Source organism: Micromonospora sp. M71_S20 (assembly GCF_003664255.1).
Classification (GTDB): Bacteria; Actinomycetota; Actinomycetes; order Mycobacteriales; family Micromonosporaceae; genus Micromonospora.
Window position 1 is genome coordinate 300888 of record NZ_RCCV01000001.1, and the last position, 22006, is coordinate 322893.

20 protein-coding genes are annotated in these 22006 nt (G+C 72.3%); 7 read left to right on the forward strand and 13 right to left on the reverse strand.

Features of this window, described 5'->3' with window-relative positions; translation table 11 throughout:
• Window positions 1–21 precede the first annotated feature (21 nt).
• The 5 genes from wecB to DER29_RS01430 form a co-directional block, all read right to left on the reverse strand.
• Window positions 22–1146 (reverse strand): non-hydrolyzing UDP-N-acetylglucosamine 2-epimerase, encoded by a 1125-nt coding sequence (gene wecB / locus DER29_RS01410; protein ID WP_121395592.1) that lies wholly within the window; start codon window positions 1144–1146, stop codon window positions 22–24.
• Complete coding sequence (locus DER29_RS01415; protein WP_121395594.1) at window positions 1143–2381, reverse strand: glycosyltransferase family 4 protein; 1239 nt, start codon at window positions 2379–2381, stop codon at window positions 1143–1145. The genes wecB and DER29_RS01415 overlap by 4 nt, the downstream gene beginning before the upstream one ends.
• Entirely contained in the window at window positions 2378–3505 is a 1128-nt protein-coding gene (locus tag DER29_RS01420) for an NAD-dependent epimerase/dehydratase family protein (protein ID WP_121395595.1), read from the reverse strand. The genes DER29_RS01415 and DER29_RS01420 overlap by 4 nt, the downstream gene beginning before the upstream one ends.
• Window positions 3499–4539: an SDR family NAD(P)-dependent oxidoreductase gene (locus tag DER29_RS01425; protein WP_121395597.1), complete on the reverse strand. Its 1041-nt coding sequence runs from the start codon at window positions 4537–4539 to the stop codon at window positions 3499–3501. Before DER29_RS01425 ends, DER29_RS01420 begins: the two co-directional genes overlap by 7 nt.
• Window positions 4540–4695: 156 nt before the next feature.
• On the reverse strand, window positions 4696–5934 hold the full coding sequence (locus DER29_RS01430; protein WP_121395599.1) for a glycosyltransferase family 4 protein: 1239 nt from the start codon (window positions 5932–5934) through the stop codon (window positions 4696–4698).
• 177 nt (window positions 5935–6111) lie between these two features.
• On the opposite strand from DER29_RS01430, the gene DER29_RS01435 reads away from it, so the two are divergent.
• Genes DER29_RS01435 through DER29_RS01450 form a run of 4 tightly spaced genes read left to right on the forward strand, consistent with a single transcriptional unit; the run spans window position 6112 to window position 10174 of the window.
• Window positions 6112–6804 carry a NeuD/PglB/VioB family sugar acetyltransferase gene (locus DER29_RS01435; RefSeq protein WP_121395601.1) on the forward strand — a complete coding sequence of 231 codons (693 nt, stop codon included), beginning with the start codon at window positions 6112–6114 and terminating at the stop codon, window positions 6802–6804.
• 36 nt (window positions 6805–6840) lie between these two features.
• Window positions 6841–7854 (forward strand): GDP-mannose 4,6-dehydratase, encoded by a 1014-nt coding sequence (gene gmd / locus DER29_RS01440; RefSeq protein WP_121395603.1) that lies wholly within the window; start codon window positions 6841–6843, stop codon window positions 7852–7854.
• On the forward strand, window positions 7851–9047 hold the full coding sequence (locus tag DER29_RS01445; RefSeq protein ID WP_121395605.1) for a glycosyltransferase: 1197 nt from the start codon (window positions 7851–7853) through the stop codon (window positions 9045–9047). The genes gmd and DER29_RS01445 overlap by 4 nt, the downstream gene beginning before the upstream one ends.
• Complete coding sequence (locus DER29_RS01450) at window positions 9044–10174, forward strand: DegT/DnrJ/EryC1/StrS aminotransferase family protein (RefSeq protein ID WP_121395607.1); 1131 nt, start codon at window positions 9044–9046, stop codon at window positions 10172–10174. The genes DER29_RS01445 and DER29_RS01450 overlap by 4 nt, the downstream gene beginning before the upstream one ends.
• On the opposite strand, the gene DER29_RS01455 is transcribed toward DER29_RS01450, so the two are convergent.
• The 3 genes from DER29_RS01455 to DER29_RS01465 form a co-directional block, all read right to left on the reverse strand.
• Entirely contained in the window at window positions 10158–11429 is a 1272-nt protein-coding gene (locus DER29_RS01455) for a hypothetical protein (RefSeq protein WP_121395608.1), read from the reverse strand. The genes DER29_RS01450 and DER29_RS01455 overlap by 17 nt on opposite strands.
• Before the next feature lie 50 nt (window positions 11430–11479).
• Window positions 11480–12676: a hypothetical protein gene (locus DER29_RS01460; RefSeq protein ID WP_121395610.1), complete on the reverse strand. Its 1197-nt coding sequence runs from the start codon at window positions 12674–12676 to the stop codon at window positions 11480–11482.
• A 178-nt stretch (window positions 12677–12854) separates the two neighbouring features.
• On the reverse strand, window positions 12855–14267 hold the full coding sequence (locus DER29_RS01465; protein ID WP_148709958.1) for a hypothetical protein: 1413 nt from the start codon (window positions 14265–14267) through the stop codon (window positions 12855–12857).
• A 245-nt stretch (window positions 14268–14512) separates the two neighbouring features.
• Here DER29_RS01465 and DER29_RS01470 point away from each other — a divergent pair, with 245 nt between their 5' ends.
• Window positions 14513–15442, forward strand: coding sequence for an NAD(+)/NADH kinase (locus tag DER29_RS01470; protein ID WP_121395614.1), 930 nt, complete (start codon window positions 14513–14515; stop codon window positions 15440–15442).
• A gap of 37 nt (window positions 15443–15479) precedes the next feature.
• Here the strand turns inward: DER29_RS01470 and pgm are convergent, their stop codons facing one another.
• Together pgm and glgC are read right to left on the reverse strand one after the other, a co-directional pair.
• Entirely contained in the window at window positions 15480–17126 is a 1647-nt protein-coding gene (gene pgm / locus DER29_RS01475; protein WP_121395616.1) for a phosphoglucomutase (alpha-D-glucose-1,6-bisphosphate-dependent), read from the reverse strand.
• A complete protein-coding gene (gene glgC, locus DER29_RS01480; protein WP_121395617.1) occupies window positions 17123–18355 on the reverse strand; it encodes a glucose-1-phosphate adenylyltransferase in 1233 nt (410 codons plus the stop codon). Before glgC ends, pgm begins: the two co-directional genes overlap by 4 nt.
• A gap of 94 nt (window positions 18356–18449) precedes the next feature.
• Here glgC and glgA point away from each other — a divergent pair, with 94 nt between their 5' ends.
• Window positions 18450–19652, forward strand: a complete 1203-nt coding sequence (glgA, locus tag DER29_RS01485) for a glycogen synthase (protein ID WP_121395619.1) — start codon at window positions 18450–18452, stop codon at window positions 19650–19652.
• 97 nt (window positions 19653–19749) lie between these two features.
• Here glgA and DER29_RS01490 read toward each other — a convergent pair whose 3' ends face one another.
• From DER29_RS01490 to DER29_RS01500, 3 genes are all read right to left on the reverse strand, one after another.
• Entirely contained in the window at window positions 19750–19998 is a 249-nt protein-coding gene (locus DER29_RS01490) for an AbrB/MazE/SpoVT family DNA-binding domain-containing protein (RefSeq protein ID WP_121395621.1), read from the reverse strand.
• A gap of 68 nt (window positions 19999–20066) precedes the next feature.
• Window positions 20067–21254 (reverse strand): helix-turn-helix domain-containing protein, encoded by a 1188-nt coding sequence (locus DER29_RS01495; protein WP_233599610.1) that lies wholly within the window; start codon window positions 21252–21254, stop codon window positions 20067–20069.
• Window positions 21251–21448, reverse strand: coding sequence for a hypothetical protein (locus tag DER29_RS01500; RefSeq protein WP_121395623.1), 198 nt, complete (start codon window positions 21446–21448; stop codon window positions 21251–21253). The genes DER29_RS01495 and DER29_RS01500 overlap by 4 nt, the downstream gene beginning before the upstream one ends.
• A 251-nt stretch (window positions 21449–21699) precedes the next feature.
• On the opposite strand from DER29_RS01500, the gene DER29_RS01505 reads away from it, so the two are divergent.
• The gene (locus DER29_RS01505) at window positions 21700–21927 is read left to right on the forward strand and encodes a winged helix-turn-helix domain-containing protein (RefSeq protein ID WP_121395625.1); all 228 of its coding nucleotides are present in this window, start codon (window positions 21700–21702) and stop codon (window positions 21925–21927) included.
• Window positions 21928–22006: the final 79 nt, after the last annotated feature.

Consider the following 22006-nt stretch of genomic DNA (forward strand, 5'->3'; position numbering starts at 1 on the left):
GCCGGCCCTCGTGGTTCCGGGTCAGCGGCGGATGCCCGCCCAGTCGTGGTGCCGGCGGACGGTGGAGAGGATGAAGTCGACCACGCGGCGGGAGGTGTCCGGGACCCGGTAGTCGACAGGGCACGGCACCCCCTGGGCGGCGACCTGGGCGACGGTTACCTCGACCGCCTCCACGACGCCCTGCGGGTCGAGCCCGGTCATGATGATGCCGCCGGCGTCCAGCGCCTCGGGACGCTCGATCGACTCGCGCAGCGTCACGGCGGGGAAGCCGAGGATCGCGGCCTCCTCGCTGATCGTGCCGCTGTCGGAGAGCGTGCAGAAGGCCCTGGTCTGCAGGTGCACGTAGTCGAACAGGCCGAACGGCTCGTGGAACGCGATGCCGTCGAGGGCGGTCGTGTCCGGCGCCAACGCCTCCAACCGCTTGCGGGTACGCGGGTGCGTGGAGACCAGCACCGGGTGCCCCCACCGGTCGCGGACGGCCCTGAGGCAGTCGAGCAGGCGCTGGAGGCGGTCCGGCTGGTCCACGTTCTCCTCGCGGTGCGCGCTGACCACGAAGTATCGGCCGGGTGCGAGGTCGAGCTGGCGCAGGACGCCCGAGGCGGCCACGTCGGCCCGGTAGTGCTCCAGCACCTCCCGCATGGGCGAGCCGGTGTGCAGGATCCGACGCGGGTGCAGCCCCTCGGCGAGCAGGTTGCGCCGGGCGTGCTCCGTGTAGACCAGGTTGAAGTCGGCGACGTGGTCGACCAGCCGCCGGTTGGTCTCCTCGGGGACGTTGAGGTCGAAGCAGCGGTTGCCGGCCTCCATGTGGTAGACCGGCACCCGCATCCGTCGGGCCATCAGCGCGGCGATGCAGCTGTTGGTGTCGCCGAGCACGAGCAGCGCGTCGGGCCGGGTCTCGGCGATCGCCGCCTCCATGCCGACCAGCACGCCGCCCAGCACCCGGCCGAGCGACGAGGTGTCCACCCGCAGGAAGCGGTCCGGTTCGCGCAGCCGCAACTCCTTGAAGAAGACGTCGGAGAGCGTGCTGTCCCAGTTCTGTCCGGTGTGCACCAGCAGGTGGTCCACCGTGTCGTCGAGCCGGGCGATCACCCGGGACAGTCGGATGATCTCGGGTCGGGTGCCGACCACCGTCATGATCCGGGTCATGCCCGTCCTCTCTCTGCTGCCAGCTTGGTCATGATGTCCTCGAACTGGTCCACGCCCACCCGTAGCGACATGCGCTCCTGGTAGACCCGTCGGGCCCGCTGGCCCAGTTCCGCCCGGACCGCCGCGGACTCGGCCGCCGCGACGGAGAAGCGCGCGGCGAGCGCGCGCCAGTCCCCCGGCGGGGAGACCAGGCCGACCCCGGCCGAACGGACCAGGGCCGCGGCGTCACCGCCCACGGACGCGATCACCGGCGTGCCGCAGGCCAGCGCGGCCTGCAACTTCGACGGGATGCTGCCGCGCAGCGCGGGCAGGTCCCGCAGGCAGACCAGCTGCCAGTCGGCGGCGGCGTACAGCGCGGCCATCCGTTCGGCGGGCTGCCGGCCGACGAACCGCACGTTGTCGGCGCCGAGATCCGCGGCGAGCCGGCGCGCGGCCTGCTCGCCAGCACCCGAGCCCACCAGCACCAGGTCGATCCGGTCGCGCACGGCGGCCGCCGCCCGGATCGCGGTCTCGATCCCCTGCAACAGGCCGATGTTGCCGGCGAACATCACCGTGCAGCGCCCGCGGTGACCGAGCACCGCGCGGGCCTCGTCGGTGGCCGGCACCGGCCGGAACAGCGCGTCGTCGGTCCAGTTCCACACCACCCGGACCCGGTCGGGGTCCGCGCCCCGGGCCACGACCAGGTCGGCCATCGCCGGCGAGATCACCACGACGGCGCCGGCCAGGCGGTACGTCGCGCGCATCAGTGCGGCGACGCCGCGCTCCAGGGCCCGGCCCGCCCGGCCGGCGGGGGCCATGCCCGAGCCGAGCACCGACTCCGGCCACAGGTCCTGGACGTGCAGCACGATCGGCGTACGCCGGGCCAGGCGGGCCAGCGCCGCCGCGGCGGCGGAGGTGGGTGGTGGGTGGTAGACGTAGGTGACGTCGACGCCCGCGAACCAGCGGACGCCGCCCAGCGCGCTGCTGGCCCCGAAGGACAGGTGGCTCAGCGCGCGCCGGGCGGCGGACGTGTCGTGGCTGGGGTAGGCGGGCACGCGCCGGACGGCGACCGGCCCGTCGGACTCGGTGTGCCTCCAGCGCTGCCGCCAGCCGGGGAAGGTCCGGCCGTGCGGATAGCTCGGGAAGGTGGTCAACACCCGCACGTCGTGGCCGCGCTCGGCCAGTTGCCGCGCCAGGTTGCCCGGGATGAACACCCCTTCGGGCGGGTACCACTGGCTGACCAGGCCGATCCTCACGCGACGGCCACGGCGTGCTCCGGCCGGCCCGTCTCCACCGGCTCGGGCCAGGTGTCCGGCCGTCCCGGGTCGAACAGCTCGTTCGTCCAGAACATGGTGACCAGGTCGTCGCCGCCGGTGTTGACCAGCTTGTGCGCCCACATGGTGGGCATGTCCACCAGCACCGGCTCGTCGCCGGAGACCGGGAACCGCACCACCCCGGTGTCGCCGACCCGGCGCAGGCTGATCTCCGCCGAGCCCCGCAGCACGACGAAGCGTTCCACCTTGGCCAGGTGGAAGTGCTCGCCGCGGGTGACGCCGGGCCGGGTGGTGGAGCAGAAGGTCTGGCCGCCTCCCCCGTGCGCCTTGACCGTCTCGACCAGCTCGCCCCGGGCGTCCGCCCGGCGGGGCAGCGCCAGCGGGTAGTGCGCCGGGAAGCAGTGCGAGCGGTAGGTGTTGAACAGCCGCACGTCGTGCCGGTCCACCAGGGCCGGCAGCTCGCCCGTCCGGTAGGTGACGGCGACGTCGGCGAGCCGGTCGGCGAGGGCCCGTACGCCGGTCCGCAGCGCCGGCATGGCCGGGTCCCACGAGCCACCGGCCGGTACGCCGACGAGCCGGGCCGCCGCGTCGGTGACGTGCACCAGGCTCAGCTCGCGGTCGCCGTGCACCTCCGGCTGCCCGCCCTCGGCGAGCAGCCGGCAGAACGTCGCGACCGCGGAGTTGTAGTACGGCCGGCCGTGCTCGCCGTACAGGTTGGGCAGCAGGACGTCGTCGACGGGCAGGCCCGTGTCGGCCAGGATGCCGGCGGCGGCGGCCTTGGCGTCGCCGTAGGGCGTGCCGTTGCCGGCCTGCACCGAGTTGGCGAAGACCACCGCGGCGGGCGGGGTCGGGCAGTGCTTGAGGCCCTGCGCGAGCTGGGCGGCGAGCTGCACGTTGCCGGCGGCGACGTCGGCCGGCTCGCCCCGGTTGACCCCGGCCAGGTGCAGCACCCGGTCGACGCCGTCGACCTTCGCCGCGACCCGCTCCGGGTCGGTCAGGTCGGCCCGGGTGACGACGACGGGCTCCGGCCAGCCGAGGACGCGCAGCAGCACCCGCACGTGCCAGCCGAGGAAGCCGCCGGCGCCGGTGACCGCCAGCCTCAGCACGCCAGCACCGGGTCCCGCAGGGCCAGCTCCGCGCGGATCTCCGGCAGCGTCTTCAGCAGCTCGACGATCTCCGGTACGCCCAGCCGCGGCGCGTTGGCGGAGTTGAAGTCCTCCCGCGGCCCCTGGCCCAGCTCCCCCTCGGAGACGTAGAGCGCGTAGTTGAGGTCGCGGGCGTCCAGCGGCACCCGGAGGAAGTCGCCGAAGTCGTCGGCCTGGGCGAGTTCCTCCCGGCTGGCCAGCGTCTCGTCCTGCTTCTCGCCGTGCCGTACGCCGATCACGTCGAGCTTCGCGGGCACGTCGAAGAGCTCGCAGACCGCCTCGGCCAGGTCGCCGACGGTGCAGGCGACGGCCTTGCGGATGAAGATGTCGCCGGGCCGGGCGTGCTGGAAGGCGTGCTCGACCAGCTCCACCGAGTCGGCCAGCGACATCAGGAAGCGCGTCATCCCCGGGTCCGTCACCGTGGGCGCCCGGCCCGCCTTGATCTGCTCGATGAACAGCGGGATCACCGAGCCGCGGGAGTACATGACGTTGCCGTACCGGACGCAGGAGACCGTGGTCGCGCTGTTCGGGTTGTTCCGGGCGTGCGCCTGGGCGACCTTCTCCATCATGGCCTTGCTCATCCCCATCGCGTTGACGGGGTAGACGGCCTTGTCGGTGCTCAGCACGACCACGGAGCCGACGCCGTTGCGCTCCGCCGCCTCGACGACGTTGGCGCTGCCCAGGACGTTGGTCCGCACCGCCTCCAGCGGGAAGAACTCGCACGAGGGCACCTGCTTGAGCGCCGCCGCGTGGAAGATGTGGTCGATGCCCCGGCTGGCCCGCAGCACCGAGTCGTAGTCGCGCACGTCCCCGACGTGGTAGCGCACCCGGTCGTCGCCGAGCTGCCGGCGCATGTCGTCCTGCTTGGCCTCGTCGCGGCTGAGCACCCGGACCTCGCCGACGCCGCGGTCGAGGAGGCGGCGCACCATCGTCCTGCCGAAGGAACCCGTGCCGCCGGTAATGAGGACCCGACGGCCGGTGGTCATGAAGGTCATGGAATCTCCCGTGTCATCGCTCGCCGGCCGCCACCCCCGCCCTCGCGCGTGTGCCACCGGCAAGGCCCGCGCGTCCGTACGGCGGCAGGGCTGGTCCCCCGGGTGCGGCACCCGGGACAACGAGACGCCCGGGTAGAGAGATACGCGTTGGGTGATTTACTCGACAAAAGGGACGCATTCCGCACCGCTGACGTGTGACCGTAGGCGCATCACGTCCAAGATGCTCTCCCGGGCCACAGTCGACCGCCACCGGCGGTAGGCGTCCGCGGCGGCCAGGCGCGCGTCGTGGCGTTGCTCAGGCGTCCGGGCGGCCCACCGGTCGATCTCCGCGGCCCAGGCGGCGGCCGTGAGGTCCGACACCACCGACCCGCCCCCGCCGGTCAGTACGGGCGTCCACGGTGTGCGGTCGGAGCAGAGGACCGGGCAGGCGGCGGCAAGGCTCTCGGCGATGACGTGACCGAAGTTCTCCCCGAGAGTCGGCATGACCAGCGCGTCGTGGTCGGCGAGCGCCTCCACCACCTCGGACGGCGCCAGCATGCCCTCGTACCGGACCCGCACCGTCGGTGGCAGCACGGCGATCAGCGCCTCGCAGCGCCGCCAGTAGGCCGCGTCCTCGATCGGGCCGTACACGACCAGCGTCACGGGCAGCCGCACGGCCGCCAGCGCCTCCAACGCCAGAGCAAGGTTCTTCATCGCGGCGACACGCCCGACGAACACCAGCCTCAGCGGCCCTGGCGCGGGCGACGGGACCGACGCCGGTTCCGGCGGCAGCGGGCTCTGGTTGGCGTTGATCTGGACGGCCGCCCAAGGGAACAGCCGCCGGATGTCGGCGGCCTCCCGCTCGGTGGAGGCGTGGAACGACGCGTCCAGCCGGCGCAGGACGCGCCGCCAGCCGGCGACGAACAGCCGTTTGCGCGCCGAACGCAGCGACAGAGCCCCGGACGAACACTCGCCCCGCGGCGCCACCAGCACCCGGTCGGCCCGCAACAGGCCGCAACTGACGGCGACGATCGGGAACACCGACATCGGCGCCCACAGGCTGTTGACGTAGAGCAGGTCGAAACGCGTCCGCCGCAGCTCGCGCCAGAGCGCGAGCCACTGTCTCGGACTGCGCAGCGACAGGTAGAAGACCGGAACTCGGCCGCGGGCGTGCCAGCGACCGGACAGTCCCGGGTAGGACCGCACGTCGCCGAGGTCGCGGTCGCGGGTAACCAGCGTCGGCGCTGTCGCGGGCGAGGCCGCGTCCAGAATGTGCGCGACCGACCGACCGGGGCCGCCGCCGCGAAAGCCCGGCTCGAAGTACGTGCAGGTGACCAGCACCCGGAACGGCGCCGGCATCGGGCGGGTGTCCGGCCCGGAGAAACCGCTACGGTCGTCCAGGCGGCTCTGCTGCACAAGACCTCCCGGACCAGGGAACTGCCACGCCGAATTCGAAGGGGCAAACGAGCGCCGCGCCCGCCGGTTACCCCTCGTGGCGGATGCGTCGGATCTGGCAAAGGCATTCGTCGACGATCGCGGCCGCGAATGTGAAAGCCGCCTGCACAACCCGCCCGCGCCGGTATAACCGGTGCCATGCCCAGCGTCCAGACCGCCCACCCGCCCACCCGGCGGGCCCTCCTCCACCAGGGACGCCCCCTCGTCGTCCTCGGCACCTCCGGGCACGCCCGGGAGATCGCTTGGATTGCGGAGCAGGCCGACCAGCCGGTGCTGGGATGCGTCGGCCCCTATCGAGCGGCCGAACACGACCGGCTCTCCGTGCCGTGGCTGGGCGACGACGACTGGCTCGACACCGCCGACCCGACCGTGCGCTACGTCGTGGGCGTCGGCGACGGGGCCCTACGGGCCCGGATCGACCAGGCCGCCGGCCGCAACGGACGTCGCTGCGGCTCGTTGGTCTCCCCGACGGCGGTGATCGGCGCCCGATGCACGGTGGGCGAGGGCAGCGTCTTCTGGCCCGGCGCGGTGCTCACCACCGACGTCCGGCTCGGCCGGCATGTCCACATCGGCACCCGGGCGACCGTGGGCCACGACACCGTCATAGGCGACTACGCCACGTTGTTGCCCGGCTGCACGGTGGCCGGCAGCAGCCGGATCGGCGACGGCGCCACCGTCGCCGCAGGGGCCACGGTCGTCGACAACATCTCGATCGGGCGCGACGCGGTGGTGGGCGCCGGGGCGGTGGTTGTCCGGGACGTCCCGGACAACGTCGTCGTGGTGGGCGTTCCGGCCCGGATACTTCGCCCCACCCGTCCGTCGGCGCACTGAACAGCAGCTTCACCTCACTTCTGCGAAAGGCGCGGCATGAGTCGAGTCGCACTCATCACCGGCATCACCGGGCAGGACGGCAGCTACTTGTCGGAACTCCTGCTCGACAAGGGCTACACGGTGCACGGCCTCAAGCGCCGGTCGTCCAGCTTCAACACGGAGCGGATCGACCGGCTCGACGTCCACCCGCGGCACCCGGACGCGCGCCTGTTCCTGCACTACAGCGACCTCTCCGACGCCGGCTCGCTGGTGGGGCTGCTCCGCGACATCCAGCCACACGAGATCTACAACCTGGGGGCGCAGAGCCATGTCCGGGTGTCCTTCGACATCCCGGGCTACACCGCGGACGTCACCGGGATGGGTGCGCTGCGGCTGCTGGAGGCCGCCCGCCTCGCCGGTGTCGACAGCCGTTTCTATCAGGCGTCGTCGTCGGAAATGTTCGGCTCGACCCCGCCCCCGCAGCGCGAGGAGACCCCGTTCCACCCGCGCAGCCCGTACGCCTGCGCCAAGGTGTTCGCCTACTGGGCGGCGATCAACTACCGTGAGTCCTACGGCATGTACTGCGCCAACGGGATTCTGTTCAACCACGAGAGCCCTCGTCGGGGCGAGAACTTCGTGACCCGGAAGATCAGCCGGGCCGTTGCGCGCATCGAGGCGGGCATCCAGGACCGGCTCTACCTCGGCAACCTCGACGCGGTGCGGGACTGGGGGTACGCCCCGGAGTACATGGAGGCGGTCTGGCTGAGCCTCCAGCAGGACCGGCCGGACGACTTCGTGGTGGCCACAGGCGAGGGCCACACCGTGCGACAGTTCGTCGAGGCCGCCTTCGCCCACGTTGGTCTGGACTGGGAGAGATACGTTATGACCGACCCGGCGTATCTCCGGCCGGCCGAGGTGGACGCCCTCATCGGCGACTACGGCAAGGCTCGCCGGCAACTCGGTTGGGCCCCCAAGACCCTCTTCGGCGACCTAGTCCGGGTGATGGTGGACGCCGACCGCCAACTACTCGAGGACGAGCGGATGGGCCGGCTGGTGCGGGTGGACCGGTGAGGGTAGGCATCGACGCCACCACGGTGCGACCTGGGCACTCCGCCGGGATCGAGGCGTTCTGCTACGGCCTGCTCGACGGCCTGGCCGCCACCGAACACGAACTGACCGTGCATGTGCTCGGCGGCACCGGGGACGATTGGCGCCAGCGGGTGGCCTCGAACCGGGTCGCCTGGTCCGAGGTTCGAACGACGTTGCGCACGGACAACACGGTTGGCCGTCTGCTGCGCCGGCACACTCCCGGGGCCGTCGCATCCTCGCTGGTGCTGCGCCGCACCGTGAACCTGGTGCGTCAGTGGAGCCGGCCCCGGACGTCCGACGCAGACGTGATGCTGCACCCGTTCGCCGCGGCGCCGGCCCATGGCGACCCGGCGGTCATCGTGCTGCACGACCTGCGTCACCTCCACCCCGAGCACGGCTCGGCGGGCTACGCGGAGGTCATCCGCCGAAACGTGGCCCGCGCCGCCGCCGTGGTGGTCTCCTGGCCGCACCCGTACGCCCAGGCGGTGCGGGCGTTCCCCGAGGCGCGGGAGCGGATCGCGCTGATCCCGCTGCCGGCCTTTCACTCGTCGGCGGGGCCGTCCGCCGAGCCCGAGCCGGGGCTGCTGCTGTACCCGTCGTCCACCGCCCGACTGAAGAACCACGCCACGCTGCTGGAGGCCATGGCGCTGCTGCCCGAATGCCGCCTCCTCTGCCCCGGGCCGCTGGTGGAGCCCGAGGCAAGCCGCTTACTCGCCCGCGCCGACCAGCCCGACCTGCGGGGCCGGGTTTCGTTTCCCGGCTTCGTGAGCACCACCGAACTGGCGTCGCTGTATGCCCGCGCCAGCGCCGTGGTGGTGCCGTCCCTGTGGGAGGCGGCAAGCGGGGCGATGCTGGAGGCGTTCAGCTGGGGGCTGCCCGTCGCTTGCGCCGACTCCGAGCCACTGCTCGCCCAGCTCGACTTCACCGGAGCGGACGCGGCAGTCTTCGCCGCCCGCGACCCTGCCGCCCTCGCGCATGCGGTGCGGCGGGTCCTATCCGACCCCGGGCACTACGCGCGCTCGTCCCGGGCGGCGGGGACACTCCTCAGCGGACGGACCTGGGCCGACACGGCAGCCGACTACACGGCCGTACTGGAGTGGGTGGTTGCCGGCCGGCCCGGCCCGATGCCCCGGTCGGCGTTCGCCGACGCCCTGACTCGTGAAGGAACTCGATGACAACGCCGGAACGCTACCCGGTCGCCCGACCATCGCTGTCAGAGTTGGAGGAGCGGTACCTGCTTGACGCTTACCGCAGCGGCTGGATCTCCTCGCAGGGCCCCTACCTCAGCCGCTTCGAGGAACTCTTCGCCGCCCGCTGCGCGGCGGGGACGGCCGTCGCCACCGGCAACGGCACGGTGGCCCTGCACCTGGTGCTGGCAGCGGCGGGTATCGGCCCTGGGGACGAGGTGATCGTCCCCGCGCTGACCTACGTGGCCACCGCCAACGCGGTGACCTACTGCGGCGCTCAGCCGGTGTTCGCCGACGTGACACCCCAGAGCTGGTGCATCGACCCGGAGCAGGTCTCGGCCCTCGTAGGGCCACGAACCAGGGCGGTGGTGGCCGTGGACCTGTACGGTCATCCGGCCGACTACGCCGCGCTGCGGGGACTCTGCCAGCGGCACGGGCTGCTCCTCGTCGCCGATGCGGCGGAGTCCTTCGGCGCCCAGCTACACGGCCGCCCCACGGGCGACCTGGCCGACGCCACCACCTTCTCCTTCTTCGGCAACAAGGTCGTCACCTCCGGCGAGGGCGGCTGCGTCACCACCTCCGACCCGGCCCTGGCCGACCGGATGCGGCTGCTCCGCAACCAGGGGATGGACCCGGACCGCCGCTACTACTTCCCCGTCGTGGGGTACAACTACCGCCTGACCAACCTGGCCGCCGCCCTGCTCTGCGCACAGCTCGAACGCGCCGACGAGATCATCGCCCGGCGGGACGCGGTCATCAACGCCTACGAGCGGGAGCTGGCCGAGCACCCCCTGCTCACCGCGCAACCCGTCCTACCCGGGGTGCGACGAGCTCCGTGGATGGCCGCGTTCCTCGTCGGGCCGCCCGGGGTGGAGGGCCCGCGCGACCACTTGGCCCGCGCACTGGACCTGCGCGGCGTGGACACCCGCCCGTTCTTCGTGCCCCTGCCGCACCTGCCCCCATACTCGGGGTCCCGCGGCGACCACCCGGTCACGCTCGACCTGGCCCGGCGCGGGATCAACCTGCCCACGTACGCGGACCTCACCGACGTGGACGTGAAGACGATCGTCGATCGGGTCCGCGCCGCACTGTCAGGTCTCACGAGTCGCCAGTGACCCTTGCCGCCGACATCGCCGGCGCGCCGCCGCCCCCCGCACGGATGCCCGACCGGTCGGCCTGGCGTCCGTCCACGCGCAGCAGGTCCAGGTAGCTGACCCACCAGGTGACCATGCTCAGCAATCCCATCAGAGCCAGGGCAACCGCCGCCCCGGTCGCGCCGCGCAGCATGGCTCCCACCGTCACGGCCGGAATCCGTACGGCCCCCAGGGCCGCCCCGATCAGCAGCGTCCGCCGAGCCGCGCCCTCCACCCGGTGCCCCGCGAAAGCCACCATCGCCGCCCCGGCCGCGATCACCTCCACCGCGAGCAGCGCCAGCAGTTCCTCCGCGTGCCGCCAGTTGTCGCCGAGCACCGTCCGGCCGACGTCGTCGGGCAGCAGCAGTGCCACCAAGCCGGCCGGGGCGGTCACGGCCAGCAACGCGACGGCGGCCCATACAGCACTCCGTCGCCGGATCGACGCGCTGGTAGCCCGCGCGGCGGCCAGCCGGGGAAGGACCAGTGCGGTGGCGCTTCCCACCAGGAGGGCGGCCGGGCCGAGAAGCGTCCGTCCGGCGCCGAGCGCGCCGACCACCGCCACGCCCACGACAACGGCCACGGCGGTCAGCGCAAGTTGCGCCGATCCCGCGGTGACCAGGAACTGCAGCCCGTAGCTGACCGACGCACGGGTGCCGGGGCGGTCGAGTCGCCACGCCGGGCGGACGGTGTCTCCGACGAGTAGCGCTGTGGCGTAGCCCGACAGCGCTCCCGCGCCCGCCCACACCGCGTACACGGTGACCGGGTCGAGCACACCGACCAGACCCAGCACCGCGGCCAGGGCGGTCACCCCGGTCCACGCGGCCTCACGCTGGCAGGGCGGGCGCGGGTGGTCGAGCCCCACCCCGACGACGCGACAGTGCTCGTGCAGCAACAGGCCCGGCAATGCCACGGCGGTGAGGACCAGGTACCCGGACCCGTCGAGGAGCCCTCCGATGAGCACCGGCACAGCGCAGCCGACGCCCACGAGGACCACCCGCGATGAAGCGTCGGCCGCGCCGACGGATGCGGCCAGGACCGCGTCCGTCACCATGGCCCGACACAGGCCGGTGGCCAGCACGTAGAGCGAGAAGGCCAGGGCGAACCGACCGAGGTCGTCGATCGGCGCCAGTCGGGCGATGGTGAGGGACAGCAGCAGGTTGCCGACGCTGGACAGGGCTGCCGCCAGGACCGCCCACGGGGCCCGGCCGAGGGACGGCGCACGGACGGCGATCCGCACCCGCCGCGCCAGCCTGCGGCATCGGGACGCCGTCTCGAAAGGAGAGCCGCTCATCTCCCGTTGAAGCACGGCTCCGCGGGCTTCAACAAGCCGAGCGGGCGCCGGGGGCCGGCCTCCGCGGCATGCCGGCCTCGTGCGCGACCGCGGGTGTATCGCAGCAGCAGGAGGACCGGCAGCGCGGCGACGGTGTGCTGGAGGAAGCCGATCATCGAATCGGGATGGCTGCTCGACCAGAGCAACGGACCCGCCAGCACGAAGCAGAACAGGCTCAACCGCGCCGGGCCAGGCGACCCCTTTGCCCGCAGCAGCAGGATCGCCACCAGTGTCCAGCCGGCGTAGTAGAGCGGTACGCCGAGCCAGCCGTCGAGGAAGTAGACGTTGCCCAGGGCGAGGAAGCTGTACGCCGACGTGGCCGAGCCGCCCAGGTACAGGTTGATCTGCATTCCGGTGGAGAGGGGCGGCCGGTCGGGGTCCAGCAACCGCGGCACCAGGCCGTACCGGGCGTACTCGGTGATTCCCGGCTGTCCGACGTCGACGGGCACGTCGTGTCGGGCGGCCTCGGCGAGCTGGAGGTCGAGCCGGAGCCGGTCAACGGCGCTGATGTCGGCGGCCACGCTCACGCCGCCCTCCATCCGCATCTCGTTGCGGAGGGCGAACAAGGTGGGCCAGGCGACGAGGAGCACGACGCCGACGACGATCACCTCCCGCGCCCGGAGCAGCCCGCACACCGCTCCGGCACCCGCCACAAAGGACAGGTAGCCGAAGGCGGGGGAGGTGATGCCCGTAAGGCCAACGGTCACGACCTGCCCGGCGACGAGGAAGCCGACCCAGCAGAGCGCCCGCCACCGGGTCGCGTGACCGCCGAGGAAGCTCGCGATCAGCAGGGCGAGAGCCAGATAGGACCAGCCCGCCGCGAGCGACGTGAACCGGGCGATCGGTGACGTCGCCTCGGCGGTCACCTGGGCGAAGATCGTGCCATGGCCGGCCTGGGCCCCGGTGACCGCGGCGACGACGCTGACGACCGCGACCACCCGGGCGGCCAGGTAGACGTGACGGTAGGACGCGTTGACGGCACCGATGCCGGGTCGCCATCTCGGGCGCCCACGAACCAGGTGGGCCGCCGTTTCGACGACCAGAGTGCCGATCAGCGCGGTGCCCAACAGGCGCAGCAGGAATGCGGTGTCGGGATTGGCGTACAGCACCGACAGCGGGACGATGAGCAGGGCGTAGGGCGCCAGCACCACCACAGTTACGGGGTAGCGTCGTACGATCCACAGCGTCCTTCGGCCCTGGTCGGCTGAGGCGGCCGTCCTGCCGGCGGCCGGACGGCCGGACCGCCCTGCGAGGGCGCGGACTGGGTCGGCTGGGGCTGTCGGCACCATGGTCACACGAGCCTCCTGGCCTCGGGATGCGTGCTTCACCGGCTCACGCAACGAAGAGGGCGTGCTTGCCCGCGGTCGTCCGCGCCGGTTCGCTGATCTGGGTGAAGTTGACGGAACTCGGCACGAACTCCGGGTGGTCCCGACTCAGTTCGCGAGCGAAGTACCTGGCGACGTCCGTCAGGTCGAGTTGCCGGGTGGCCTCCACGTAGATCCGCAGGTCCTCCGGGCTCACCTGTCGGAACTGAACGCCGACGATGTCCGGGTACGACTTGAGGATGTGCACGGGGAGGATCGCGGAGAGGTCGAGGACTCCCCTGGCGGCGGCGACCTGGACCACGTCCTGCCGCCGGCCGAGCACTGCGTGGAACGCCAAGACATTGCCGTCGATCATGTCGCTGGGCACGACACGGTCGCCGACGGCGTAGTGCACCAGCGGAAACAGACGCGGGTTCAGGGTCGTGACCTGCAGTTCGCCGTCGTCGTCCACCAGACAGGTGAAGCTGTCCCAGAACACCCTGATGTCTCTCGTGTACCGGCGCGACATCGCCAGAACGCCGGTCTCGGCCGAGCCGTACTCGATCACGGCGGGTGCCCGGAACACCCGCTCCACGAGGGCGATGTCGGCGTCGCTCGCGGTTTCGGCGCACAGCACGACGGCCCGCAGCCGGCGCGGCCGCCGCCCCAGGTCCAACCGGTTGCTCTCGATGTACCGCGCCAGCTTGAACACGGCGGAGGTGTAGCCCTCCAGGGAGATCGGATCGTGGCTGCGCAACGCCGTGTAGTGCGCAAGCAGGGACGGCTCGCTGAGGTCGTACGCGTTGAGCCGGGTGATGTTCATGACCGCGTCGGCAACTCGCCGACGCGCCTGGGCGACCCGGCCGCGCGGCCCGCTGCCGAACAGGTGGGCGTGGCCCCAGAGCAGAAGGCTCGGGTCGGTGGGCCGAATGCCCGCCCAGTGGCGGCCAAGGTATGCGTCGACCCACCTGTGGCCCGCCTCGTCGGCGCCGCGCGGGTATCGGGTGGGCTGGCCGGTGCTGCCGCCGGTGGTGTACGCATCGACGATCCTTCCGCCCTGGAAGATCTCGTCCTGCCGGGCGATGAGGATCTCCTTGGTCAGCGGCGGGAACGATCGCAGCGCGGACGGCCGGTCGATCCGTTCCGGCAGACCGTGCTCCCGACGCCAGGCCCGATAGAAGGGCACCTCGGCGAGGCAGTATGCCCACGTCTGGTTGAACCGGCGCACCTGCTGCCGCTCGATCCAGGCCCGGTCAGGGCGCTGCGAGTAGCGGGTGATGGCGCGCTTCAGCCGCCGGTGTCGCGTGCGCAGCAGGACGCGGCCCGGCTGTGACCGACCCACCGGTGGCGCCGCCACCCGCCAGCTCCCCCGCGACCCACTAACCAGGTCTTCCAGTTCGGGCCGGACCCCGCCCTCCCGCACCGCCGCACCGTCCCTCACCGCTTGCACGTTCACCTGCTGTCGAACGAGCCCTGCGAGGGGAGGAAACGCCTCTCCTCGAAATTTGCCTGATCGAGTGCAGGATCAGACAAACAGCCCAAAGGGTATCGGTGGCCCTTCGAAGAGCGGTCGGTTGTGAACCGGCCGCGCCGGCAGCCGACGCACGGCGTGCTGGCGGTGCCCGGCCGCCGCTCCACCTTCCGGTACGCCCGTCCCGGGGCCCGGGAATGTGATGAGCTGTAGGCATGGACCGGAGCCGGCTCGGGCTGGTGCTGCATCCCACCCGGGACGTCTCCGCGGTGGTCGACACCATCGTGGCCTGGGCTGCCCGGCACCAGATCTCCCTGGCCGTACGCGTGGAGGACCGGCACCGCGTGCCGGCCACGGTCGAGCCGCTGCCGGTGGGCGAGGTGGCCGTCCGGTCGGACGCGCTGATCGCCATCGGCGGCGACGGGACGATGCTCGGCGCGTTGCGGTCGGCCGTGCACGATCCGAAGCCGGTGCTCGGCGTGCACGTCGGCAAGGTCGGCTTCCTCGTCGAGGTGGAGCCACCGGAGTTGCCGACGGCCCTGGACCGGCTGGTGGCGCACGACTTCACGGTGGAGAGCCACAGCTGCCTGGCCTGTGACGTCTGCGGCGACGACCTCGTCGCGTTCAACGACATCGCGCTGATCCGCCAGCCCGGTTCCGGCTTCGTCAGCGCCTCCCTCGCCGTCGACGGGCAGCAGTACGGGTACTACCGCTGCGACGCGCTGGTGGTCAGCACCCCGACCGGCTCGACCGCCTACAGCTACGCCGCCGGCGGCCCGCTCGTCTCGCCGGCCACCGAGGCGGTGGTGGTGACCCCGTCCGCCCCGATGGCCGGCATCTCCCGTGCGCTGGTGCTCTCCCCCCACGAGACGGTCCGCCTGCAACTGCGCGAGGGCTCCGGCCCGGTCGCGGTGGAGGTGGACGGCCTGGTCATCCGGGACGCCGCGACGGAGGGCGTCGTGCAGATCCGCTACCGGCACGACGCCGGCCTGGTGGTCCGCCTGGACCCGCGCCGCTACCAGGAACGCAACCAGCTGAAGCTGAGCCTGCTGGACCTGCCGCTGCTTCCCGAACAGCTCCGCGAGCTGCTGCCGGAGGGCCTGCGGGAGAGGTTCAACCGCCGCGAGCTACCCCCGCCGCGCTGACCCGCCGACCGGCACCGGTGGGAGGCGAGCCGGGTGCTCAGGCCCGCTCGAGGACCTCCGAGACCAGGTCCTTCGCCTCCTGCTGGATCCGGGCCAGGTGCTCCGGGCCCTGGAAGGACTCGGCGTAGATCTTGTAGACGTCCTCGGTGCCCGACGGCCGGGCGGCGAACCAGCCTGACTCCGTGGTCACCTTGAGCCCGCCGATCGGCGCGTCGTTGCCCGGAGCGGTGGTGAGGGTCGCGGTGATCGGCTCGCCGGCCAGTTCGGTGGCGGTCACCTGCTCCGGTGAGAGCTTGCCGAGCACGGCCTTCTGCTCCCGGGTCGCCGGCGCGTCGATGCGGGCGTACGCGGGCGCGCCGAAGCGCTCGGCCAGTTCCGCCCAGTGCTGGCTGGGGGTGCGGCCGGTGGTCGCGATGATCTCGGCGGCGAGCAGGCAGAGCAGGATGCCGTCCTTGTCGGTGGTCCAGGTGCTCCCGTCGCGGCGCAGGAAGGACGCGCCGGCGCTCTCCTCGCCGCCGAAGCCCACCGCGCCGTCGAGCAGCCCCGGCACGAACCACTTGAAGCCGACCGGCACCTCCAGCAGCGGGCGACCCAGGTCCGCGGCGACCCGGTCGATCATCGAGGAGGAGACCAGGGTCTTGCCGACCGCGGCGGCCGGCCCCCACTGCGTCCGGGTGCGGAACAGGTGGCCGATCGCCACCGCGAGGTAGTGGTTGGGGTTCATCAGGTCGCCGTCGGGGGTGACGATGCCGTGCCGGTCGGCGTCGGCGTCGTTGCCGGTGGAGACCTGGTAGTCGGCGCGGGCGGCGATCAGGGAGGCCATCGCGTTCGGCGAGGAGCAGTCCATCCGGATCTTGCCGTCGCCGTCCAGGGTCATGAACCGCCAGGTCGGGTCGACCGTCGGGTTGACCACGGTCAGGTCCAGGCGGTGCCGCTCGGCGATCTCGCCCCAGTAGGCCACGCTCGCGCCGCCGAGCGGGTCGGCGCCGATGCGCACCCCGGCGTCGCGGATCGCGTCGATGTCGATCGCCGCCGGCAGGTCGTCGACGTAGCGGGCGAGGAAGTCGTACGACCCGGTGGTGTCGGCGGCGCGGGCCCGGGCGTACGGGATCCGCCGGACCTCCTTCAGGCCGTCGGCGAGGATCGCGTTGGCGCGGTCCTGGATCCACCTCGTGACGTCGCTGTCCGCCGGGCCGCCATGGGTGGGGTTGTACTTGAAGCCGCCGTCGTCGGGCGGGTTGTGCGACGGGGTGATGACGATGCCGTCGGCGAGCCCGCTGGTGCGCCCCCGGTTGTGGGCGAGGATGGCGTGCGACACCGCCGGGGTGGGCGTGTAGCCGTCGCGGCCGTCCAGCAGCACGGTGACCTCGTTGGCGGCGAGCACCTCGAGCGCGTCCACGGCGGCCGGGGCGGAGAGCGCGTGGGTGTCGCGGCCCAGGAACAGCGGGCCGTCCAGGCCCTGCTCGCGGCGGTAGTCGCAGAGCGCCTGGGTGACCGCGAGGATGTGGTCGGAGTTGAACGCGTGGCGCAGGCTCGACCCGCGGTGCCCGGACGTGCCGAAGGAGACCTGCTGCGCCGGGTCCTGCGGATCGGGGTGCTCGGCGTAGTAGGCGGTCACCAGCCGCGGCACGTCGACCAGGTCGGCGGGCTGGGCGGGCTTGCCGGCCCGGGGATGACTGCTCACGGTTCCACCTTCTGTCCCTTGCCGATCACCACGATGCCGTTGTCGGAGACGGTGTAGCGCTGCCGGTCCTTCTCCAGGTCGACGCCGATCTCCGCGCCCTCGGGCACGACCACGTTCTTGTCGAGGATGGCCCGGCGTACGACCGCGTGCCGGCCGATGTCGACCCCCTCCATCAGCACCGCGCCGTCCACGTGCGCCCAGGAGTGCACCTTCACCTTGGGCGAGACGACCGAGTTCTCCACCAGCGAGCCGGAGATCACCGCGCCGGGCGAGACCATCGAGGCGACCGCCCGGCCGACCCGCTCGCCCCACTGGTGCACGAACTTGGCCGGCGGGTAGGTCAGCTGCCCGGTGTAGATGGGCCACTCGAAGTTGTAGAGGTTGAACACCGGGTGCACGTTGATCAGGTCCATGTGGGCGTCGTAGAAGGAGTCGAGCGTCCCCACGTCGCGCCAGTAGCCGCGGTCCCGGTCGGTGCTGCCGGGCACCTCGTTGTCGCGGAAGTCGTAGACGTTGGCCTCGCCGCGCTCGACGAGCATCGGAATGATGCTGCCGCCCATGTCGTGCTTGCTGGTCTTGTCCTCCGCGTCGCGCTCGACCGCCTCGCAGAGCGCCTTGGTGCTGAACACGTAGTTGCCCATCGAGGCGTAGATCTGGTCGGGCGCGTCGGGCAGGCCGACCGCGTCGGTGGGCTTCTCGCGGAACGCGCGGATCCGCCGGCCGTCCTCGCCGACCTCGATGACGCCGAACTGGTCGGCCATCGACAGCGGCTGCCGGATGCCGGCCACGGTGACGCCGGCGCCGGAGGCGATGTGGTCCTCCACCATCTGCCGCGGGTCCATCCGGTAGATGTGGTCGGCGCCGAAGACGATCACGTGGTCGGGCTGCTCGTCGTGGATGAGGTTGAAGCTCTGGTAGATCGCGTCGGCGGAGCCGGCGAACCACCACGGGCCGCGGCGCTGCTGCGCCGGCACGGGGGTGACGTAGTTGCCGAGCAGGGTCGACATCCGCCACGTCTTGGTGATGTGCCGGTCCAGCGAGTGGGACTTGTACTGGGTCAGCACGACGATCTTGAGATAGCCGGCGTTCGCCAGGTTGGACAGGACGAAGTCGACCATGCGGTACATCCCGCCGAACGGGACGGCCGGCTTGGCCCGGTCCGTGGTGAGCGGCATGAGGCGCTTGCCTTCTCCGCCGGCCAGGACGATCGCGAGCACCTTGGCAGCCATGTCCAGACGCTATCCACCCCGCCGTCACTTCACCACTCGTACGGCACAGTTCCACAGCCGGTGCGGCGGCGCGTTCTGCACTAGGGTGCCGTTCATGAACGACTCCGCCGGGCTGCGCGTCGACCTGCTGACCCGTGAGTACCCGCCCGAGGTGTACGGCGGCGCCGGTGTGCACGTCGAGTACCTGGCCCGGGAGCTGCGCCGGCTCGCCGACGTGCGGGTGCACTGCTTCGGCGCGCCGCGCACCGAGGCGGGTGTCACCGCGTACGCCGAACCGGCGGGCCTGACCGGCGCGAACGCCGCGCTGCGGACGATGGGCGTGGACCTGGAGATGGCGGCGGCGTGCGCCGGCACCGACGTGGTGCACAGCCACACCTGGTACGCCAACCTGGCGGGGCACGCCGCGAAGCTGCTGCACGGCGTGCCGCACGTGGTGACCGCGCACAGCCTGGAGCCGCTGCGGCCGTGGAAGGCCGAGCAGCTCGGCGGCGGCTACGCGCTCTCCTCCTGGTGCGAGCGCACGGCGTTCGAGGCGGCCGACGCGGTCGTCGCGGTCAGCGAGGGGATGCGGCGCGACGTGCTGACCGCCTACCCGGCGGTGCACCCGGACAGGGTCCGGGTGGTGCACAACGGCATCGACACGGCGCAGTACGCCCCGGACCACGGCACGGACGTGGTGGACCGGCTCGGCATCGACCCGGCCCGGCCGAGCGTCGTGTACGTGGGGCGGATCACCCGGCAGAAGGGGCTGCCCTACCTGCTGCGCGCGGCGCGCGACCTGCCGGCGGACACCCAGCTGGTGCTGCTCGCCGGCGCACCGGACACCCCGGAGATCGCCGCCGAGGTGGAGGGCCTGGTGGGCGAGCTGCGGGCGAACCGGTCGGGCGTGGTGTGGGTGGCCGAGATGCTGCCGAAGCACGAGGTGATCCAGGTGCTCACCCACGCCACGGTCTTCGTCTGCCCCTCCGTCTACGAGCCGATGGGCATCGTCAACCTGGAGGCGATGGCCTGCGAGACGGCGGTGGTGGCCACCGCCACCGGCGGCATCCCCGAGGTGGTCGCCGACGGGGAGACCGGGCTGCTGGTCCCCATCGAGCAGGCCACCGACGGCTCCGGCAGGCCGCTGGACCCGGACCGCTTCGTGGCCAACCTGGCGGCGGCGATGAACGAGATGCTCGCCGACCCGGTGAAGACCGCCGACTTCGGCCGGGCCGGGCGGCGGCGCGCCGTCGAACACTTCTCCTGGGACGCCATCGCCGCCCGCACTCTCGAGCTCTACCGCTCGCTGCTGGTGTAGGGAAGGGCGCACCGGTGCGTGCCCAGGTCAGGTGACGTGGAAGGTGGTTCGTGCAAGGCGTCGGCCGGCGGACCGCGGTGCCAGCGCGCGGAGACGCTCACTCCCCACGTAGCAGCTCCATCAGCTCGTCGGTGGACATTCCGCTGGTCTGCTTCGCACCGCCGCGACCGCGCATGTGCCGGACCAGGCGCTGACCCCTGGTCTCCGCGCCACTCACCCGGACGATCCGCAGCGCACCGCCCTCCTCCACGACGTCGACCTCGTCGACCTCGTCGCCCTCGTGCAGCCCGTGTCGGGCCCGCAACGCGGCCGGGATCGTGACCTGGCCCTTGCTGTTGAGTTTCATGACGCCCCCCTCTACCAGGTAATACAACCGATACGTGTCGGGGGTTTCGGGCAGGCCACGAGGCAGCCTCAGGTGACGTGCAGGGCGGCAGCGAGGCGGGCCAGGCCGGTGGGAGCGGCGGCGTACCGGGCCACGGTGGCGACCAGGTCGCGCACCGCCGGCCGGTCGTGCACCTCGCTGCGCGCGGTGCGTTCGGCGTCCAGCAGCGCCCGCCCCGCCCGGACCATGTCGCCGGCGAGAGCATGTACGCGGGCCACGTCGAGCAGGTACGCCGCCCGGTGCTCGGGCTGCAGCCACCGCCACTGCTCACCGCAGACCAGCCGCTCGTGCCGTACCGTCGCCGCCTGCACGTCTCCGACGGCGGCCTCGGCCACCACCCGCGCCGCCTCGACCGACGCCCGGCCGAAGCCGCCGCCGACCGCTACCGCGGCCTGGTCGAGCAGGCCAGCCACCCGGCGCTCGTCTCCCCGGCTGGCAGCGGCGAGCGCCGCCTGGAGCAGCAACGTCACGCGCAGCGACGGGGCACCGTCACCGCCCGGCGACAGGGCACCCTCGGCCGACTCGCGCGGCGGGAGACGGCGGGCGGCCACGAGCGCCGTCTCCATCGCGGAGCGCCGCCGACCGACGGCCCGCAACGCCTGACTCAGCGGTACGGTGGCAACGGCGGCCAGCCGCGCGTCGTCCGTGGTCAGCGCCACGGCCATCCCCCGGTCGGCGGCCAGCCACGCCAACTCTCCCTGACCGACCTTGACCAGCACCAGGGCGACGAGCCCGTACGCGGACACCAGCAGCTCGTCGGCAGCCCGGCCGGGGCGGGCAACCCGCGCCTCGCGGGCGGCGTCGAGCAACCCGGGCAGCAGGCCGAGCAGGATCGGATACCGGGCGTGCCGGTAGCTCTGCTCGGCATGATCGAGGCGGGCCCGCACCTTCGCGACGTCGGGCGGCCGGGACGACGCCTCGACGTGGTAGCGGGCCAGGGCGGCCCGGATCCGCGCCACACCGGCAACGGCGACGTCCGGTTGCCCGATCCGCTCCGCGAGCAGAACCTCCATGTCGATCCGCAGCACCTCGGCGACCTCCCGCAGGTTGGACATCCGTTCCAGTGGGCGCACTCCGCGCTCGACCTTGTCCACCCAGCTCTTCGACTTGCCGAGACGGTCGGCGAACTGCTGCTGGGTCATGTTGCGCCGTACCCGCCACTGGGCGACCCGCCGGCCCACCGGCAGGCCGGTCACCCGCCGGCCCGTCCCGCTCACCGCAGGATCCCGGCCGCGACGAGCACGAGTACGAGCAGCGTCACCGTGATGCCGTAGGCGTACTGGCGACGGGTGAGCGGCGCGCGCTGCGGGCGGGGCGGACAGGGCACCTGATCCCCGTCGGGGTGCCGAGCGCGGGCACCCGGGACCTGGTGTGCCGCCGGCAGCGGCCCGTCATGCGGACGCTCCTGCATGGTGAGCCTCCTTGCGGGTGAGTACGAAACGTGCGGTCAGAACGAGGTGCGCGAAGCGTGCGGTGTGGATCAGGGCGGGTCGGGCGGCGAGGACGCTCCGCGTTCCCTCGCCTGGCCTGGGGGCCTCCGCTGCTGACGAGAGAACCCCTGTCATCTCAACTTAGAAGGCACTGCCTTCACAGTCAACAGAGCATGCACGGCGCGTCACTCCGGGTGCGAAGATCGGTTCGCTGACGAGAGGTGGCGCCACCATGCCGCAAGCACCGCTGTATGAGCAGATAATCGCCGACGTCACGGCCTCGATCCGCGCGGGCACCCTTCAGCCCGGCGACAAGCTGCCGTCTATCGCCGAGATGCGCGAGCAGTACCAATCGAGCGCCTGGCCCGTGCGATACGCGCTGCGGATCCTGGAGGAGAGAGGCTGGATCGTGACCAGGCAGGGCAAGGGCTCGTTCGTGGCGCCCGAACCGCCCGCCTGAACCCCGATCTTCCACCGGCGGGGCATAGCGTTCCGAAGCTCGGGACAGCAGTAGATCTTGGCAGGAAACGGCCCCGCAC

Excerpts from the sequence above, each read along its gene's own strand:
- glgA (WP_121395619.1), top strand. The coding sequence starts at position 18,450 with ATGAACGACTCCGCCGGGCTGCGCGTCGACCTGCTGACCCGTGAGTAC.
- DER29_RS01490 (WP_121395621.1), bottom strand. The coding sequence starts at position 19,998 with ATGAAACTCAACAGCAAGGGCCAGGTCACGATCCCGGCCGCGTTGCGG.
- DER29_RS01435 (WP_121395601.1), top strand. The coding sequence starts at position 6,112 with ATGCCCAGCGTCCAGACCGCCCACCCGCCCACCCGGCGGGCCCTCCTC.
- gmd (WP_121395603.1), top strand. The coding sequence starts at position 6,841 with ATGAGTCGAGTCGCACTCATCACCGGCATCACCGGGCAGGACGGCAGC.
- DER29_RS01470 (WP_121395614.1), top strand. The coding sequence starts at position 14,513 with ATGGACCGGAGCCGGCTCGGGCTGGTGCTGCATCCCACCCGGGACGTC.
- DER29_RS01425 (WP_121395597.1), bottom strand. The coding sequence starts at position 4,539 with ATGACCTTCATGACCACCGGCCGTCGGGTCCTCATTACCGGCGGCACG.
- DER29_RS01500 (WP_121395623.1), bottom strand. The coding sequence starts at position 21,448 with ATGCAGGAGCGTCCGCATGACGGGCCGCTGCCGGCGGCACACCAGGTC.
- DER29_RS01450 (WP_121395607.1), top strand. The coding sequence starts at position 9,044 with ATGACAACGCCGGAACGCTACCCGGTCGCCCGACCATCGCTGTCAGAG.
- wecB (WP_121395592.1), bottom strand. The coding sequence starts at position 1,146 with ATGACCCGGATCATGACGGTGGTCGGCACCCGACCCGAGATCATCCGA.
- DER29_RS01505 (WP_121395625.1), top strand. The coding sequence starts at position 21,700 with ATGCCGCAAGCACCGCTGTATGAGCAGATAATCGCCGACGTCACGGCC.
- glgC (WP_121395617.1), bottom strand. The coding sequence starts at position 18,355 with ATGGCTGCCAAGGTGCTCGCGATCGTCCTGGCCGGCGGAGAAGGCAAG.